The organism is Acidiphilium iwatense, assembly GCF_021556475.1.
GTDB lineage: Bacteria > Pseudomonadota > Alphaproteobacteria > Acetobacterales > Acetobacteraceae > Acidiphilium > Acidiphilium iwatense.
Window position 1 is genome coordinate 1 of sequence record NZ_JAKGBZ010000060.1, and the last position, 14,439, is coordinate 14,439.

The 14,439-nt window shown below is 59.9% G+C and carries 20 protein-coding genes and 1 pseudogene; 19 read left to right on the top strand and 2 right to left on the bottom strand.

The annotated features are described in order from the left end of the window. The first annotated feature begins 245 nt into the window (after positions 1-245). Positions 246-536 (top strand): type II toxin-antitoxin system TacA family antitoxin, encoded by a 291-nt coding sequence (locus tag L2A60_RS18005; protein ID WP_235705830.1) that lies wholly within the window; start codon positions 246-248, stop codon positions 534-536. Further along, positions 533-1,039 carry a GNAT family N-acetyltransferase gene (locus L2A60_RS18010; RefSeq protein WP_235705831.1) on the top strand — a complete coding sequence of 169 codons (507 nt, stop codon included), beginning with the start codon at positions 533-535 and terminating at the stop codon, positions 1,037-1,039. Before L2A60_RS18005 ends, L2A60_RS18010 begins: the two co-directional genes overlap by 4 nt. Here the strand turns inward: L2A60_RS18010 and L2A60_RS18015 are convergent. Next, entirely contained in the window at positions 997-1,287 is a 291-nt protein-coding gene (locus L2A60_RS18015) for an Arm DNA-binding domain-containing protein (RefSeq protein ID WP_235705832.1), read from the bottom strand. The genes L2A60_RS18010 and L2A60_RS18015 overlap by 43 nt on opposite strands. A gap of 339 nt (positions 1,288-1,626) precedes the next feature. Between L2A60_RS18015 and L2A60_RS18020 the strand changes: the two genes are divergently transcribed. The 11 genes and pseudogenes from L2A60_RS18020 (at position 1,627) to L2A60_RS18070 (ending at position 9,511) form a co-directional block, all read left to right on the top strand. Continuing rightward, positions 1,627-2,730, top strand: a complete 1,104-nt coding sequence (locus tag L2A60_RS18020) for a fimbria/pilus outer membrane usher protein (protein ID WP_235705833.1) — start codon at positions 1,627-1,629, stop codon at positions 2,728-2,730. Then, a complete protein-coding gene (locus tag L2A60_RS18025) occupies positions 2,715-3,200 on the top strand; it encodes a Csu type fimbrial protein (protein ID WP_235705834.1) in 486 nt (161 codons plus the stop codon). Before L2A60_RS18020 ends, L2A60_RS18025 begins: the two co-directional genes overlap by 16 nt. Before the next feature lie 59 nt (positions 3,201-3,259). Beyond that, positions 3,260-3,391: pseudogene (locus L2A60_RS18030) on the top strand (transposase); the annotation flags it as partial. A gap of 208 nt (positions 3,392-3,599) precedes the next feature. Further along, on the top strand, positions 3,600-3,932 hold the full coding sequence (locus L2A60_RS18035) for a helix-turn-helix transcriptional regulator (protein WP_235705835.1): 333 nt from the start codon (positions 3,600-3,602) through the stop codon (positions 3,930-3,932). A 94-nt stretch (positions 3,933-4,026) separates the two neighbouring features. Next, the gene (locus tag L2A60_RS18040; RefSeq protein WP_235705836.1) at positions 4,027-6,054 is read left to right on the top strand and encodes a tyrosine-type recombinase/integrase; all 2,028 of its coding nucleotides are present in this window, start codon (positions 4,027-4,029) and stop codon (positions 6,052-6,054) included. Further along, positions 6,051-7,292: a site-specific integrase gene (locus L2A60_RS18045; RefSeq protein ID WP_235705837.1), complete on the top strand. Its 1,242-nt coding sequence runs from the start codon at positions 6,051-6,053 to the stop codon at positions 7,290-7,292. The genes L2A60_RS18040 and L2A60_RS18045 overlap by 4 nt, the downstream gene beginning before the upstream one ends. Before the next feature lie 168 nt (positions 7,293-7,460). Further along, complete coding sequence (locus tag L2A60_RS18050) at positions 7,461-7,763, top strand: hypothetical protein (RefSeq protein ID WP_235705838.1); 303 nt, start codon at positions 7,461-7,463, stop codon at positions 7,761-7,763. Positions 7,764-8,230: 467 nt separating this feature from the next. Continuing rightward, positions 8,231-8,839 carry a recombinase family protein gene (locus L2A60_RS18055; protein WP_235705839.1) on the top strand — a complete coding sequence of 203 codons (609 nt, stop codon included), beginning with the start codon at positions 8,231-8,233 and terminating at the stop codon, positions 8,837-8,839. Between the two features lie 12 nt (positions 8,840-8,851). Then, positions 8,852-9,031 (top strand): CopG family transcriptional regulator, encoded by a 180-nt coding sequence (locus L2A60_RS18060; protein WP_235705840.1) that lies wholly within the window; start codon positions 8,852-8,854, stop codon positions 9,029-9,031. After that, on the top strand, positions 9,022-9,264 hold the full coding sequence (locus tag L2A60_RS18065) for a DUF4160 domain-containing protein (RefSeq protein WP_235705841.1): 243 nt from the start codon (positions 9,022-9,024) through the stop codon (positions 9,262-9,264). Before L2A60_RS18060 ends, L2A60_RS18065 begins: the two co-directional genes overlap by 10 nt. Then, positions 9,248-9,511: a DUF2442 domain-containing protein gene (locus tag L2A60_RS18070; RefSeq protein WP_262313284.1), complete on the top strand. Its 264-nt coding sequence runs from the start codon at positions 9,248-9,250 to the stop codon at positions 9,509-9,511. The genes L2A60_RS18065 and L2A60_RS18070 overlap by 17 nt, the downstream gene beginning before the upstream one ends. Positions 9,512-9,716: 205 nt before the next feature. Here the strand turns inward: L2A60_RS18070 and L2A60_RS18075 are convergent, their stop codons facing one another. After that, a complete protein-coding gene (locus L2A60_RS18075) occupies positions 9,717-10,187 on the bottom strand; it encodes a hypothetical protein (RefSeq protein WP_235705842.1) in 471 nt (156 codons plus the stop codon). A 1,539-nt stretch (positions 10,188-11,726) separates the two neighbouring features. Here L2A60_RS18075 and L2A60_RS18080 point away from each other — a divergent pair. From L2A60_RS18080 to L2A60_RS18105, 6 genes are all read left to right on the top strand, one after another. Then, positions 11,727-12,275 carry a recombinase family protein gene (locus L2A60_RS18080; protein ID WP_235705843.1) on the top strand — a complete coding sequence of 183 codons (549 nt, stop codon included), beginning with the start codon at positions 11,727-11,729 and terminating at the stop codon, positions 12,273-12,275. Then, positions 12,272-12,580: a nucleotidyltransferase family protein gene (locus tag L2A60_RS18085; protein ID WP_235705844.1), complete on the top strand. Its 309-nt coding sequence runs from the start codon at positions 12,272-12,274 to the stop codon at positions 12,578-12,580. The genes L2A60_RS18080 and L2A60_RS18085 overlap by 4 nt, the downstream gene beginning before the upstream one ends. Continuing rightward, entirely contained in the window at positions 12,570-12,929 is a 360-nt protein-coding gene (locus tag L2A60_RS18090) for a HepT-like ribonuclease domain-containing protein (protein WP_235705845.1), read from the top strand. Before L2A60_RS18085 ends, L2A60_RS18090 begins: the two co-directional genes overlap by 11 nt. Positions 12,930-13,131: 202 nt before the next feature. Beyond that, complete coding sequence (locus tag L2A60_RS18095) at positions 13,132-13,479, top strand: trypco2 family protein (protein ID WP_235705846.1); 348 nt, start codon at positions 13,132-13,134, stop codon at positions 13,477-13,479. Between the two features lie 12 nt (positions 13,480-13,491). Further along, positions 13,492-13,701 carry a hypothetical protein gene (locus L2A60_RS18100; protein ID WP_235705847.1) on the top strand — a complete coding sequence of 70 codons (210 nt, stop codon included), beginning with the start codon at positions 13,492-13,494 and terminating at the stop codon, positions 13,699-13,701. Then, complete coding sequence (locus tag L2A60_RS18105; RefSeq protein ID WP_235705848.1) at positions 13,701-14,117, top strand: aspartyl protease family protein; 417 nt, start codon at positions 13,701-13,703, stop codon at positions 14,115-14,117. Before L2A60_RS18100 ends, L2A60_RS18105 begins: the two co-directional genes overlap by 1 nt. Positions 14,118-14,439: the final 322 nt, after the last annotated feature.

A 14,439-nucleotide genomic window follows, 5' to 3' on the forward strand; every position in this document is an offset into this window, starting at 1 on the left:
GGGTGGGAGAACCACGCTACCCGGCGCAGCATCGGTTATGTTGAGCGGGGGCGATCCACGACGTTAACTAAGGCCGGGAAACGGCCTCGACTCCACATCACTGCGCGCTGCACATAAGTCGAGGATGATCACGACGGCGGCATTGAGTGGAGCTTCAGCCGCAAGCGGCAGATCGGGCTGGGGCTGTGATGCGCCTTGATCAATACGGCATTATGCCGTATATAATGGAGCCGAAGGAGGCCCCTATGCCCAAGCCCCAAATCGAAGCCGAGACCGCCCGATTGGAAGCACGCGTCCCAGTCCAGGTCTACGACCAGATGCAGCGCGCCGCCCGCCTGCGCGGCATGACCCTGACTGGCTATCTCATCGCCACGGCCGGCGAGGACGCCCGCCGCGTCGTCGAGGAGGCCGACATCATGCGCCTCGCGCGCGAGGACCAAATCCGCTTCGCCGAGGCGCTGATCAATCCGCCCCGACCGAACACACGTTTGGCCCGCGCGGCGAAGCGCCATGCCGAGCTGATCGGGCGCCGGTGAGCGTCCGCTTCGTCATCGAGTCGCTGGCGAAAGCGCACAAGCGGGCGGACTTCACCTGCGGCAACGACCGAATTGACAGCTACTTCCGCGAGACCGTCTTCCAGGACGTGAAGCGCAAATACGCCACCTGCTTCGTCGCCAGGGAGATCGCGACGGATCGAGTGGCGGGCTTCTACACGCTCTCATCCAGCAACATGCCGTTGATGGACGTGCCCGAGACGCTGGCGAAGAAACTGCCGCGCTACCCGACCGTTCCGGCGGTGCTGATCGGCTGGCTTGGCCGGCATAACGATTACGCCCGGCAAGGGCTTGGAGAAGCCTTGCTATTCGATGCGATCAAGACCGTGGCGACCGCGCCGATCGGCGCGCACGCCATCTTCGCCGACGCCATCGACGACCGGGCGGCGGCCTTCTATGCGGCCTTCGGCTTCGCGCCCTTGGTACGGCGGCCGCGCACACTTTATCTGCCGGTGGCGACGGCGTTGAGCCTGATATCCCCATGACGACCGCCTCCGCTCCTACGCTGTTTCCGCCCCGCGCCGCCGCGTTCAAGTCTTTCTGCGCCACGGGGCGCCAAGGGCACTTCCTTGACGCTGCCAAGGCCGATGTCCCGGCGCTTACCGTTCTTCTGAACCCGACAGACCCAGGATTTGCTACCTCTGGCGGTGACGACCAGGTAAAGCCCGTCGCCATCTCCATAGCGTCCGGACTCCTTGGCGGCCTTCACAGTGGTGGCGGAAAGGCGTCCCATTTGTTCCCACACTCAATCCCAAATGAGCTGTGGGATACGATGGCTCTCTATGGGTCAGCACGCAACACCTAATGTGCGAAAAGTGGCTGAATTCAGCTATTCGTGATGCGGCATGGGGTTGGGATGTAAAGGGAGGTGGCGGAGGGAACATCCGGCCTGGCGATGGGTGGTGGCGGGTTCGTCGTCAATCTCATGAACGCCGCAGTTCTTCAGATCGACATGGCCGTTTCCACGGGGTCAGGGGGTGACGGCAATGCGGCGGTCGTCGGGATCTCCCATAATGGTCGATTCTTGAACTGGGGCGCATCGGCAGAGTTTTCGAGCCGGAATTTCAAGGACTTGGCGGCGGTCAACGGGCAGCCGGTTCCCTATCGCCAGATAACGGCCAATACCGGACTCAATCTCGGCCGATACGGGTCGATCGGGGTCGCATATAACGGTTTCGATACCCGTACCTATACGCTCGACCGGAATCTTCTCGGCTCATTGGCGGGCGGCCAGGCGTTCAACGGAATCATGCAGCCGCAGCCGGCTGAACACGCGCATATCGTCTCGGCGACATACTCCATCCAGCGCGGCGGCGTCGATTTCTACGCGACTGGCTATCGCGACCTGGCGCGACAGGGGGCGACGGGATTTCTTTTCGGCGTGACAGTGCCGCTGGGAAGCCGAAGGTCGGTATCCGTCGGCATCGGCGGCAGTTCCGGTCTCTACGGACAGGCGCAGGCGCAACAATCCATCGTTTCGCCTGGGCAATTCGGCTACCAGATCGATCAATCGACACAGGCGCCGGCAAACGGCTCGGCGACAGCGAACTACGAGTCGAAGCGTGGACTGTTTTCGATCGGCGTCGGGCGGATCGGGGTGCGGACAACGGTAAGGGCCGAGGTGAGAGGGGCCCTATCGGTTGTCGACGGCCAGGTCTTCGCGTCGAATACGATCAACGACAGCTTCGCCGTTGTCGATACCGGTGTGCCGAAGGTTGAGGTTTTTTCCGAGAATCGCCAAGTCGGCGTTACCAATCCCGACGGCACCATTCTCGTGCCGGACCTGAGATCCTTCGGCAACAACAAGATTTCCATCGACCCACTGGACGCGCCATTCGACGCGACGCTGCCATATACCGAGCGAAACGTGGTTCCAGGCTATCGCGCAGGCGTCGTTGTAAAATTCCCGATGAAACCTGGCGACGGCGCGCTGGTGACTTTCATCAACGGGAACCGAAAACCGCCGCCGGTCGGCAGCATTGCCCGGCTGGTCGGCACTGGAGCGGAATTTCCGGTCGGCTATGATGGCCAAGCCTACATCACCGGCTTGGTGCGGGGGATCAACCCTGTGTCGATCGTGAAGCCGCGCGGCGGGAGATGCATCGCAGAGATTCTCTATCGGAGAACGACGGCCCCACTGCAAAAGATCGGTCCAGTTCGATGCGCCGGGCGCTGATCGTCGCGTTTCTCGCAGCTGGCATCTTTCCGGTTGCATCCGCTCACGCGTCGCTTCTTGGAGAGACCTGCTCCGTCAGCGCAACTGGGCTGTCCTTCGGCGTTTATTCTCCGTTGTCCGGCGCCGCGGATACCTCTTCGGGCACGGTCACCGTTTCCTGCAATGCGCTGGTCAGCCTCGGGGGCGGCAGCTATACGCTTTCGGCGAGTACCGGATCGAGCGGTTCATATACGCTCCGCACCATGACCAGTGGCGGAGACACGCTCGGCTATCAACTCTATACCAACGCGGCCGACACCACGGTCTGGGGGGATGGTACCGGCGGGTCAGCCGTATTCAACAACACGTTCCCTGTGCTGGTTATTTTATCCTATTCACAGACCACGACATTCTACGGAGAAATTCCGGCCAACGAAAATGTGGCGCCGGGGTCATATTCGGATACGATCACCGTCACGGTCTCGTATTAGGGCTCTGTTGGACTTGCTTCGGAAAAGTGGAGAGTTCCGTATGAGGTATAAGGAACTCGATGACACAGCAAAGACAGTTTACGAAGGAATTTGAAGAGGAAGCAGTCCGGCTAGTTCGCACGAGTGGCCGAACGCAGCGTGAGATTGCCGGTGATCTTGGCATTGGCCTTTCGACGCTGGTTCGATGGATCGCCCGGGCCGGTCCGTCCGTCGGGGCGGCCTCCCTACCGCACGCCAAGCGAACATAATTTTTGGTCGCCGCGTCGCGGTGAAAATCCTGTCAAGGAAAAATTGTGACGCTAACCTGTCGCGGAATCGATTTTTCGGTTGACAGTTTATTTTCGTTGCTGCGGCGACCGAAATGGCATGCCTAGAACGCCTCGCATCACGGAGGTCAACATGCCCGAGCTGAAAATTTTTTCTGCTACTTCTGCCGCAACGGCGACCCCTTCTGGTGGCGGTGCCGAGAATTGCTGCCCGTCGCTCTCTTCACCCTCGGAACTGGACCGTCGCTTGATGCCTTTGGACACGGTGGCAGAAGTGTTCGGCCGTTCGCGGCGGACGGTGCGATGGTGGATTGCGGAAGGGAGGTTACCGTCGGTGCGGATCGGGCGGACGCCGTTCGTCCCGTCAGAAGCCATTGATCGGCTGATCACGGCGGCAGTCGGATCTGTGCTGGACGATCAGAATAACTCGTGTCAAATCAGCATATTGGACAATGATCATGAATAGAACTAACGCGAAGTTGAGTAGATTGACAAGCGATCCTATTCATGATTTGCCGCTCTTTGCCGCGTATTGCCAGACCGCATGTTCGGAGCCAGCCATGTCCATCACACCCGCGATCAACCCATCAAAAAACGATTCCGAACCCCCGGCGGGCGGCCTAACAGCCAGTCTCAATCTTGGTACCGGCTTCAGGCCGGCCGCCGCTGGTTTCGCTGGCGTCGCGGACGCGGTGCAGACTCTTCAAACAGTTTCGCTCGATATTGCCGCGATCAAGGTCGCCATCGGAACCTGGGCCGACGTTCCCGCCTCGCGGCGTCGGAACTGGGCATCGGCCTTCGCGACTGCAGAGCGGATCATCCGACGGGTCGAAGCCGAACGGCCGCCGCCTGCCGGGATCGACTGCTGGTCGTGCAATTACCTGAACACTGTCCTCTGGGTGAAGCCGCCGGCCTTCCATGATTTGAACAACTCGAATTTCACAAATATTATCAGCGCGTTGCGGCAGATTCTAATTCGTCTCGGGCACCACGCCGACGCCGGACCGCGGCGCAATGTTCTCGCGCCGGAATGGTCGGCGCTGCATGCCGCATTGCCCACCCACGAGCGGCGGATCGGGATCGTGCGGTTCCTGCGCTTCCTCACCCTGGCCGTCATAGAACCAGACGCGGTAACGGCCGAACTCCTGGAGCGCTTCGAGACGTGGCTGCGCACGGAAACTCTCACCGAGAACATTCCGGCTATCATTCGCCGGACGGCGTCCAACTGGCTGTGGGCACGGCAAAACGTTCCTGGCTGGCCAGAGGTCGAATTGCGGCGGCCGCGGATGCGCGATCACTATACGGTGCCGATCGAGCAGATGCCGACGATTTTTCAGGCGGATGTAGAAAACTTCCTAAAAGGTCTGAAAGGCACGGACCGATCCAATCCGTTTCGCAATGAAGCGGTTATTCGTGCAGCGACAGGTAATGGCATCGGGAATGCTCAATCGTTCCGGCGCTCCCGCGCGGTCAGTCCAGAAACGATCGTTTATCGCCGGATGCAGATTCGGGCGGCGGTCGCAGCGCTGATCGATACAGGGATTCCTCGTGAGTCTTTCACCGGACTTCGTGATCTGGTGACGCCACCCGAACGACCAAAAGCAATTTTGCAATTCCATCTCGACCGGCTGAAAATCCGTCTTGGCACACTCCCCGATCATCCGGAAGGCTGGGAGCCGACGAGCACCCACGTCGCCGGTATTTCCGGATTGCTGCGGATCATCGCGGTCTACCATGCCCGGCTGCCAGAGGACGAGATCATGACGATTCTTGATCTTCGCGCCGCGGTTCGCCCCCCGGCGCAGGGCGAGATGAACGAAAGCGTGGCGCGCAAGCTGCGGGCCCTCAATAATCCGGATGTAACTGCAGCACTTCTTTATCTTCCTGAGAGTTGGATCAGCCGGTTGCCGGAGCTCGGCCTCGATCCTTATCGGGCGGCGCTTCAGGCGATGTATGCCGTCGCCCTCGAGATCGCGCTGGCGGTGCCGCTGCGGCGGCGCAACCTGATCGGGCTGCATTGCGATCGCCATCTTGTTCGCGACCGGCAAACCGGGCGGGTCACCGGCCTTGACATCCCGGCTGCGGCGACGAAGACGCGCCGCCGCGGCATCGTCTGGGAGTTTTCGCCCCGTCTCACCGGAATGATCGACCGGTTTGAACGGGAATTCCTGCCGATCCTTGCCGGCGCCAACAATCGGTTTTTGTTTCCCGGCCTTGATGGCAAGCCGCGAGAAAAAGGCGAGTTCGCCAACGAACTGGCGAAACGCGTCGAGCAGGAAATCGGCGTCGATTTCAATCTGCACCTGGTGCGCCACTTGACTGCCTATCGGATCCTGAAACGACAGCCTGGCGCATATGAACTGGTCTCGCGGGTGCTCGGTCACGCGTCGCCGAAGACTACGATGCAATATTATTGCGGTTTAGAAATGATTTTCGCGGTGCGTGAAGCGGCCAGACTGCTCGAACTCGACCGCGTCGAGTCACGGCCGTCGCTCGCCCGCGCTGTCGCCGCGCAGCAGCGGCTGCGCAGCCGGCGGCGCCAGACACCAACAAGCCCGGTGGCCCCGTCAAGGGAGCCCCAGCGATGACCGTGGAAAAGAAGGGCACTCATGCACAGTCCTCACGCACTCGTCGGCGGTCAGGCAACGACGCGAGGACGGTGGCGAAGCCGGGCCTGGTCCTGAAGCTCGCAGAATGGCCGGATGAACATCGGGCCCTTTGGGAGACCGGCACCGCACCGAAGGGCAGCCGCCTCGCCAAGCCAAAACACGCCGATGCCCTTCGGCCGATGTCGATCCGTAACGCCGCGCGCGGCTACGGCGCATTCCTAGCGGTTTTGAACCAGTCAGGGGTTGACATGGTCTCGCGGCGACCGGCTGAACTGGTCACGCCGCCGAATGTCGCCGTCTTCGTCGAGATGCTGACCACCCGCGGCAACCTGCCGAACTCGATCAAAGTCCGGCTGTTTGACCTGCGCGTGGCGCTGAGGATCATGGAACCAGCGGTCGAGCTTGATTGGCTGACCCGTCCGGGCGGTGTGTCGATCAACGACATATACCCGCAGCAATTCGTCGAAAAACATATTCCAGATCCCCGAGAGATGACGAAGCTTGGTATGACGCTGATTGAACGCGGTCGGTCGATCCTGCAAGAAGGTGGCGGGAACGGACCACTCACGGCGCGATACGAGGCCGCCCGGCGTGACGTGCGCAACGGCCTGATTTTCGGGCTGCTGGCGGTGTTCCCGATCCGGATCGGCAACCTGGCGATCATGCAAATCGGCCAGCACGTCATCGATCAAGGCGATCAGATCTGGCTCAAATTTGCGCACCATGAGGTCAAGAACGGCCGCAGCCTCGAATGCGTTCTGCCGGAGCATCTTCACCGGTTGTTCCGCTACTATCTTGATGTCGTCCACCCGGAAATGGCCGATACCCCCGATGCCGGCTGGTTCTGGCTGAACGCCGACGGCACGCGGTTCCGGCTGCGCGGGATCGAAGGTATGTTCCGCCGCCAGACGGCGCGAGAGTTCGGCACCACCATCGGACCACATAGCACTCGACGCGGGCTACCCACGGCGCTTGCGGATGCCGCGCCGAGCCGACCCGGACTGGCGGCCGCAATCCTTGGCGTCTCGGAAGAGGTCGTGTCCCGGCACTATCGGCGCGCCGATCAGCGTCATGCCGCCCGCTTTGCCGGCGGTCTGTTCGAGCAGGAGCGCGAGACGATGCGCCTGCGGGCTCAACGGTTGCTCGGAGCGTGGGAAAACGCGGGGGGGCAGGAGGAGAGGGATATAGCGCCGAAACATTGGCTTGAGTTCAAATAATCTATTGTAAATAAACGATATTTTTGCTATATTGTTCGGGCAGATCCCGACAATCCATCGCCTGGCGTCCGCACGATCGGTTCGTGCGGCGGTTTCCGATCTGCGCCCGCCGGATCACCTTCCATGGCTCGGCGCGTCCTGCGGTGGATCATCCGAAAGGAAATGACCATGACTAAACGCACCCTCATCGAAGCGCTGCGCGCCGACGTCCACGCCAAGTTTACTGTGGTTCGTACTATGCACGAAATCGACCAGGCCTTCGCGCTGGTCTCCGAAACGGTGGATCTGGTTCGCGCCAGCATCCAGCAGCGCGATGAACAGGGAGCCAGCCCCGACACCGAACGCCGGATCGTGGCCGATCTCGTGACACTTGAGGCCGTGACCCAGGAACTTGCCGAGCGGCTGCTCGATCACAAACTGGCCCTCGACAACGGCCTGTTCGGCGCCGGCAATACTGAGAACACAAAATGACACCGCCCCACCTCGCATGCGCGAGGTGGGGTTTTGTCGTCTGGCGGTCTTTGGTCGAGCGGAAATTATAGCAGGTCAGGGAGGCTCAGCGAATCACGATCCGACCTCGCAAGCGAGGGTTTTTCAGCGGCCTGTTAGGTAAAATCTCACCCCAAAGCCGGCAGTCCGCTTTCCCCCCAACCGAGACAGAGGTTGTCGCACTTGTCGTAGATCACGCGGCATCACGTAGCCCCATGGACCACAAAGGGGTTTTGCCATCGCGCATATTTGTCGCACACGGGAAACCACTCGCATCATAAACTGCGACACGCGCGGTGCACTATCCGCCCCTTCACACATAATGGTGCAGGATGCTCAAAATCGATCGTTTACGGACAGGTCGATTTTATCTGTCCAAAATATGGGGTTGACATGGTTTTGCGCATAGGAGACTATAGCACACCCTTTTCGGACGTATTCGCGCAACCATGGCCCGCACCTTCCTCTACGCCCGCGTCTCGACCGCCGGTCAGGCGACCGAAAACCAAGTCGCCGAGGTCAAGGCCGCCGGCTTCGCCGTCCAGCCCTCCCGCGTCATCACCGAAACCATCTCCGGCAGCACGCCGGCGATGCAGCGCCCAGCCTTCCGCAAACTGCTCGATCGCCTGGAAGCCGTTGACGTGCTGGTCGTCACCAAGCTCGACCGCTTGGGGCGCAACGCCATGGATGTCCGCACCACCGTCGATGCCCTCGCCGCGCTCGGCGTCCGGGTCCATTGCCTCGCCCTGGGCGGGGTCGATCTGACCAGCTCGGCCGGGCGGATGACCATGCAAGTCATCGCGGCCGTCGCCGAATTCGAACGCGATCTTCTGGTGGAACGCACCCAGGCCGGCCTGAGCCGGGCGCGCAGCACCGGCAAGAAGCTGGGTCGTCCAGCAAGCCTGAGCGAGGATCAGAAACGGCAGGTTGCCGCCCGGCTCGATGCCGGCGTCTCCGTTTCCGCTCTCGCCCGCGAGCTCGGGACCAGCCGGCAGACCATCATCCGGGCAAGGTTCTGCTTGACTTCGGCCCTAGGCGAGCAAAGACTCCGGTATTGAGGAATTGACCGAATGATAGCCAAGCCTGCCTCTTCAATCTTCGATCCGGCGGATGACGCCGAAGAAGCCGGTGCCATGGCCGAAACCGAGGCCGATGTCACTGCGGGCCGGATGGTTTCTCACGAGGCGGTCAGCTGGTGGTTTCAATCCTGCGGCACCCCAAATGAGCTGCTGCTTCCTGAATGCCGGTAGTTTTCCGCCATGAGGGATTTCGGTTCTTCTTCTACGCCAATGAGGGCGATCCCCGAGAGCCGGTCCATGTTCACGTCGAGAAAGACGATGTGGAAGCGAAATTCTGGCTGTATCCCGAGGTCTCGGTGGCCTACAATGATGGCTTCAACGCCAAGACCCTCGGCCGCCTGATCGCGGTGATCGAGGCCAACCGGCAGCGGATCATGGGAGTGTGGGATGAATTCTTCGCCTAGAGCCCGCGACGTGCGGTTCGACGAGGACTCGATGTGGGTCACTCTGGATGATGGTCGGGTTCTCGGCGTCCCGTTGGCCTGGTTCCCGCGGCTGTTTCGCGCGGCACCGGAACAGCGTCTGGCATGCCGCATCAGTTCACGGGGGCTCCATTGGGAAGGACTGAACGAGGATATCTCGATCGCCGGCCTGCTCGCCGGTCGTGGCGACCAAACCCATCGCCCTCGCTCGATACCATCGGCGGCATGACGTTTCGGGGGCATTCCGTGATCGCCGCTGACCTCTCGTGCAAGTATTCGCGGCGGCCTGGCGTGGCCCTGCAGATGGGTTTTAACCAGTCGCCGCGCCGCTTCTATTCTGCCGCCGGCGTGCCCTCGGCCATACGACTATCCGGCGACTTCCCTGTCACTTCCGCCCACTTTCCATAATGGGGAATTCTGGGACTGAAGTGTTCTCAGCCCGGCGGACAGTTCAGAACATCTGGCGTGCGCTCGCAGATGCAGCGGAAAAAATAATTGAGCGCTCCCGGCCAAAGCAAAGCTGCATTGGTTGGGCTCGCCGGCGGCGGTACCCACAATCCATCAAGTTTCCCGCACCCCACGGAACCAGAAAGGTAGAGAAATTCGTAGATCGGCCCATCAATATCTTTATCATCACGCACGAAGCTCTCGCGGTTTATTCCTTCTGGGTTTTGGTCAACGAACAACCCACCAAGCCGCAAGAGTATCGGAGTCCAGCCGCTATCTGATTGGCCCCATACGTCCATGACCTCATACAGTGAAATGTTGGTTTTGTTTTGCTTTGGCTTCAAATCGATGACTAATGTGCTGGAGCGATAATCCTTCTGGCTGTCGAGTTCAGCGAGAACATCGACATGCCAATCGTAAGGCTCACCTTGACCGTCTGGAATCTTGAGGCTCAGCAACCATGGTATGAACCCATTGTTGCAGCCGAAAAGGCTGATCCTAGGCTCTTTCTTGTCGAGCTCGTAACGGGTCGTGGTTCCTTCCCTAGTCCGTCGATAGAGTGAATACATGGTACCTCCGGAGCTATGGCCGAAATTGGGTGATGGCAGGGTGAGAAAGGCGGCGTATCGAGGCGGGTGAGAGCCTGCCTGAACCTCCGAGGAGCGATACGCCTATGACGATGAATACCACCATTCTTCCTTTCCGGCCCAGTGACCGCGAAGCTGTGCGTTTTGGCCGCCGGCAGAAAATGCTTTGTTCCCACACTTTGAACTGGAAAGTTGCAGATTCAGGCGGGAATGGGCGCGACTTTCGACATTTCGCCGGCCCGTGCTGATCCAGCGACCGCGGGAAAGTCCTGTATCTGGGGTCCCGACACGGAAGTAGCGTTTACGTACGCTTGTCCGGGAAACGAGGATTTATCGGACAAGTTCAAAAGTGTCCGGCAACCACGGCGGGAGGCGAGATACGGGACAAGCCGGTTTTCGGACGAGAAAACGGACAAATGTTCCTGCCTCGTTCATGTCTAGCGTCCATAAAATTCACTTTCGTGTCTGCACCCCAGTCAGCGACACCGTCGCCCGCGCACCGCAACATCGGCTCATCCTTGCTCATGCAGGTTTGGCAGTAGCTGCCCCCGCACCGGGGGCAGTGGGGTAGCTCATCGAGAGTTTTTGCTGCCACGCTGCTACAGATCAGGCAAACAACCCGCCTTGGAATGCTGTCGATTCTGTACCCTGTCGGCATGATGTTCCTCGCCATGATCAGGGCTCCTGTAATTCTTGCGCTGAGGCAACCATCGCTTCTGTGCTATGGCCCACCAGTTGTGAAACCTAGTTGTTCAGTTGTGAAACCTAGTTGTTCAAGTGTAATTTTTGGGCGCAGGCTTTCGAGGGGTTTCCAACTGTCCTCGCCAGGCAGCTTAACCTGCCAGTAAATCCAGCCGTCTAGGCGCGTCTTCTTCCCTTTCTTGGTGACAGCAATGCCACTAGCCGCACCCGACGGGGAGTCGAATCTCCGATCCCCGATTACCCACGAGCCATCGACAATTTGTCCCTCATAAGTGCGCCGGTTGTATCGCATTTGGACCGGAGTCCCATGCGGAAGCGTTACCCCTTGGTCGTTCCAGCTCGCCCGGCTCGGTGGGGACGAAGGGGGCGCCATTGCCGAGGCGGATTTCGGCTCTCCGAGTCTTAGAAGCCGCCGGAGCGCGTCATTCGGGCTTTCGTAGAACCCGTGTCGCTCGTTTTCGATGCACCTGTGTACGTCGAAATCCACTTCTATCATGCGAAAATCTGCCATTTTCTTCTTTTCTCCTTTTACTACTCTTGCTCCTCGATAATGAGAAGAAATATGTGCAGAGTTCTTGGCGCTTCAAGGTGTCCCACCACAGCGCATTCGACCGGGCGTGGTGCTTTTTTCACGAATTTCGCACCGCTATCCCCTCGTAGGCGTGAAGCGGCCTTTTCTGGTGCATAACTCTGGTGCATAGTTAGGCCATGATTTACGGGTATGCACGGGTCTCCACCGATGGCCAGAGCGTCGCCGCCCAAGTGAGTCAGCTGCGGGCCGCTGGGTGTGAAAAGGTGTTCAAGGAGACCGCCAGCGGCGCAAGGACCGATCGGGTCTATCTGCACAAGGCAATCGTCCAGCTCGAAGCCGGCGACACCCTGGTGGTAACCCGGCTCGATCGCCTGGCGCGCTCCACTCGCGACCTGCTCAACACGCTGGCAACGATTGCAGACATGAAGGCCGGCTTCCGATCGCTCAATGATGCCTGGGCCGATACTACGACACCGCACGGCCGGCTCATGCTGACCGTCCTGGGTGGATTGGCCGAGTTTGAACGGGAGCTGATCCGGGCCAGAACCGGCGAAGGGCGCGATAGGGCGAAGGCGCGAGGCGTGCGCATGGGGCGAAAGCCGAAGCTTACCCATCACCAACGCCAGGAGGCGTTACACCGGCGTGAGGCTGGTGAGGCTGTGCGGGAAATCGCCCGGAGCTACAACGTCAGCCATAGCACGATTTCGAGGCTCACTGGATCATGATTGCGGCCATAACCGCCCACCGCAACGAACTCGAAGAATTGAGCCGGCGCTTTCACGTCCGGCGCCTGGACCTATTTGGTTCTGCGGCCCGAGGAAACGATTTCACCGAGAAATCCGACATCGACTTTCTGGTGGAGTTCGAGCCAGAACATGCACCACCGGCATTGCGCGACTTCCTCGCTCTGCGGGATGCCTTGGCGGCCTTGCTAGGCCGCGAGATTGATTTGACCGTCGCCGGGGCGATCCGCAATCCGTTTCTGCAGGCCGCTATTGCCCGGTCGCGTGTGACGCTGCATGGAGCGTGATCCGCGCAGCTTTCTATGGGATGTACGCGAAAGTGCCGATGCGATCTTGCGGTTTATCGCGGGACGATCTTTTGACGACTATCTTGCTGATGACATGCTGAATGCTGCGGTCGAACGGCATTTCGAGATCATCGGCGAGGCATTGAATCGATTGGCAAAGACGGCACCCGCCATAGCCGCCAGGGTTCCCGACCTGGCAAATGCTGTGGCGTTTCGGAACCTGCTGATCCATGGCTATGCGACGGTGGACCAAGGGATCGTATGGCGCACGACTCAGGAGGATTTGCCCCGGCTTCGACAAGCGATTGAGGATCTGCTTGCTGAACTCGGCAATCGGTCGGCCCCTTGAATTTCATCGATATCTGATAAAGGACATTATCAGATATAGAATAGAGCAACGGGTGGCGGAGGACAGGAAGCACGCGCCGTAGATGGTCTGCCTTCGCCTCACCTACCGGCGCGCCAAAATTCTCGGGCCAACAGCGCAATTTTGTGCTGAAATAAAAATGGATTTGAGCGATAGGTTCCTGTGGTGGCAAGGAGAAGACGTCATGGCTGCTCCCGAAGGTATTGAGCTCGCTGACCTGATCACTCGCACCGCGCACGAAATCCGGAAGGCGCGCGATGAGGCGCCCAAAAATGATCCTGTAATTTCTCTGAGTGGCTGCGAGCTGACGCTGGCCGTCACTGTGAGCGCCGAAGCGAGCGGCGGTCTCAAGGTCTGGCTCCTTGATATATCGGCAAAAGGCAAAGGTGAGCGCGTCAGCACCATCAAGCTGACTTTCGGCCCAATCGGCCAGGATGGCACGAACGTGGTGGCATTTATGGCAAATCAGACGCCATCGGACGAAGCCGAACCGCCGATTACTGGCGGAAAACGCGCCAGAAAAGCCAAATGATCCAGGACCATCATGAGCTTGGCTAGCGACACTGAATGGCTTCGGGCGAAGTTGGGCTCAGAAGCGTTTCATCGGGACTATCCACAGCGCTGGCTGGCTGTTCGTGATGAGCAGGTTGTTTTCAACCATCCCGAAAACGCGGCCATGTTGGAGTGGTTGGAGCGGGAGGACCCCAAGCGACTCTGCGTGATTGCCTTTGCCGATAGCCGAGTGCTTGCCTGATGCCCCAGCTCACGTTTGCAACGCAACTCCCATATGGTCAGCCCGGACCGACGGGTGTCCGTTCCGGTGTCAGCACCCGCGCCTACGTGTGGTTCCGGATAATCAATACCCGGACCGGCGTGGCTTCCCGCCGGGAATTCGGCTTGATCGATTCCGGATGCGATGTCTCTCTCCTCGACGATAGCATTCTCCAGTCCATCCACGCGGCACGTGGCCAGCAGGTCAGGATCGGTGTCGCGGGTGGGGGAACCGTCACTGTCTACAAAGCACAGGACACCGAGATCGAGGTCGAAGGGATTCGGGTTCCCGGCGTTCCGCTACTCTTTGGCACAGCAGCAACCCCCTTGATCGGCCGCCAAGTCTATCTGAACGCCTTCGATCTCGCATTTACCCCCTGCGCCTGGCTGCACGCCTGACCGTGGCTGCCACCGCCATGACAATATGGGCGCTGGCGGGTTGCGGCCGGACAGGCGGATCGAGGCTGGCTTTCAGGATAAAGATGGCACGGTGTGGGCATAAGTTCCAGTCATAGCTTTCCGAAACTTCAACTCCTTGAAGGTGCGGGACGATCTGAATCTCCGAAAGTGTATCTGCTCAACCCGGCAGGGGGTCGATCGTAAGCGCGCATTTTGACGCACATGATCGACATTTGCGTGCGGACGCGGTCATGTTCGGTGTGCTTGGGATTGAGGCTGATCCGCGCGAGTTGGCGGATCAGCCTGTGTTTTCGGCGACGCT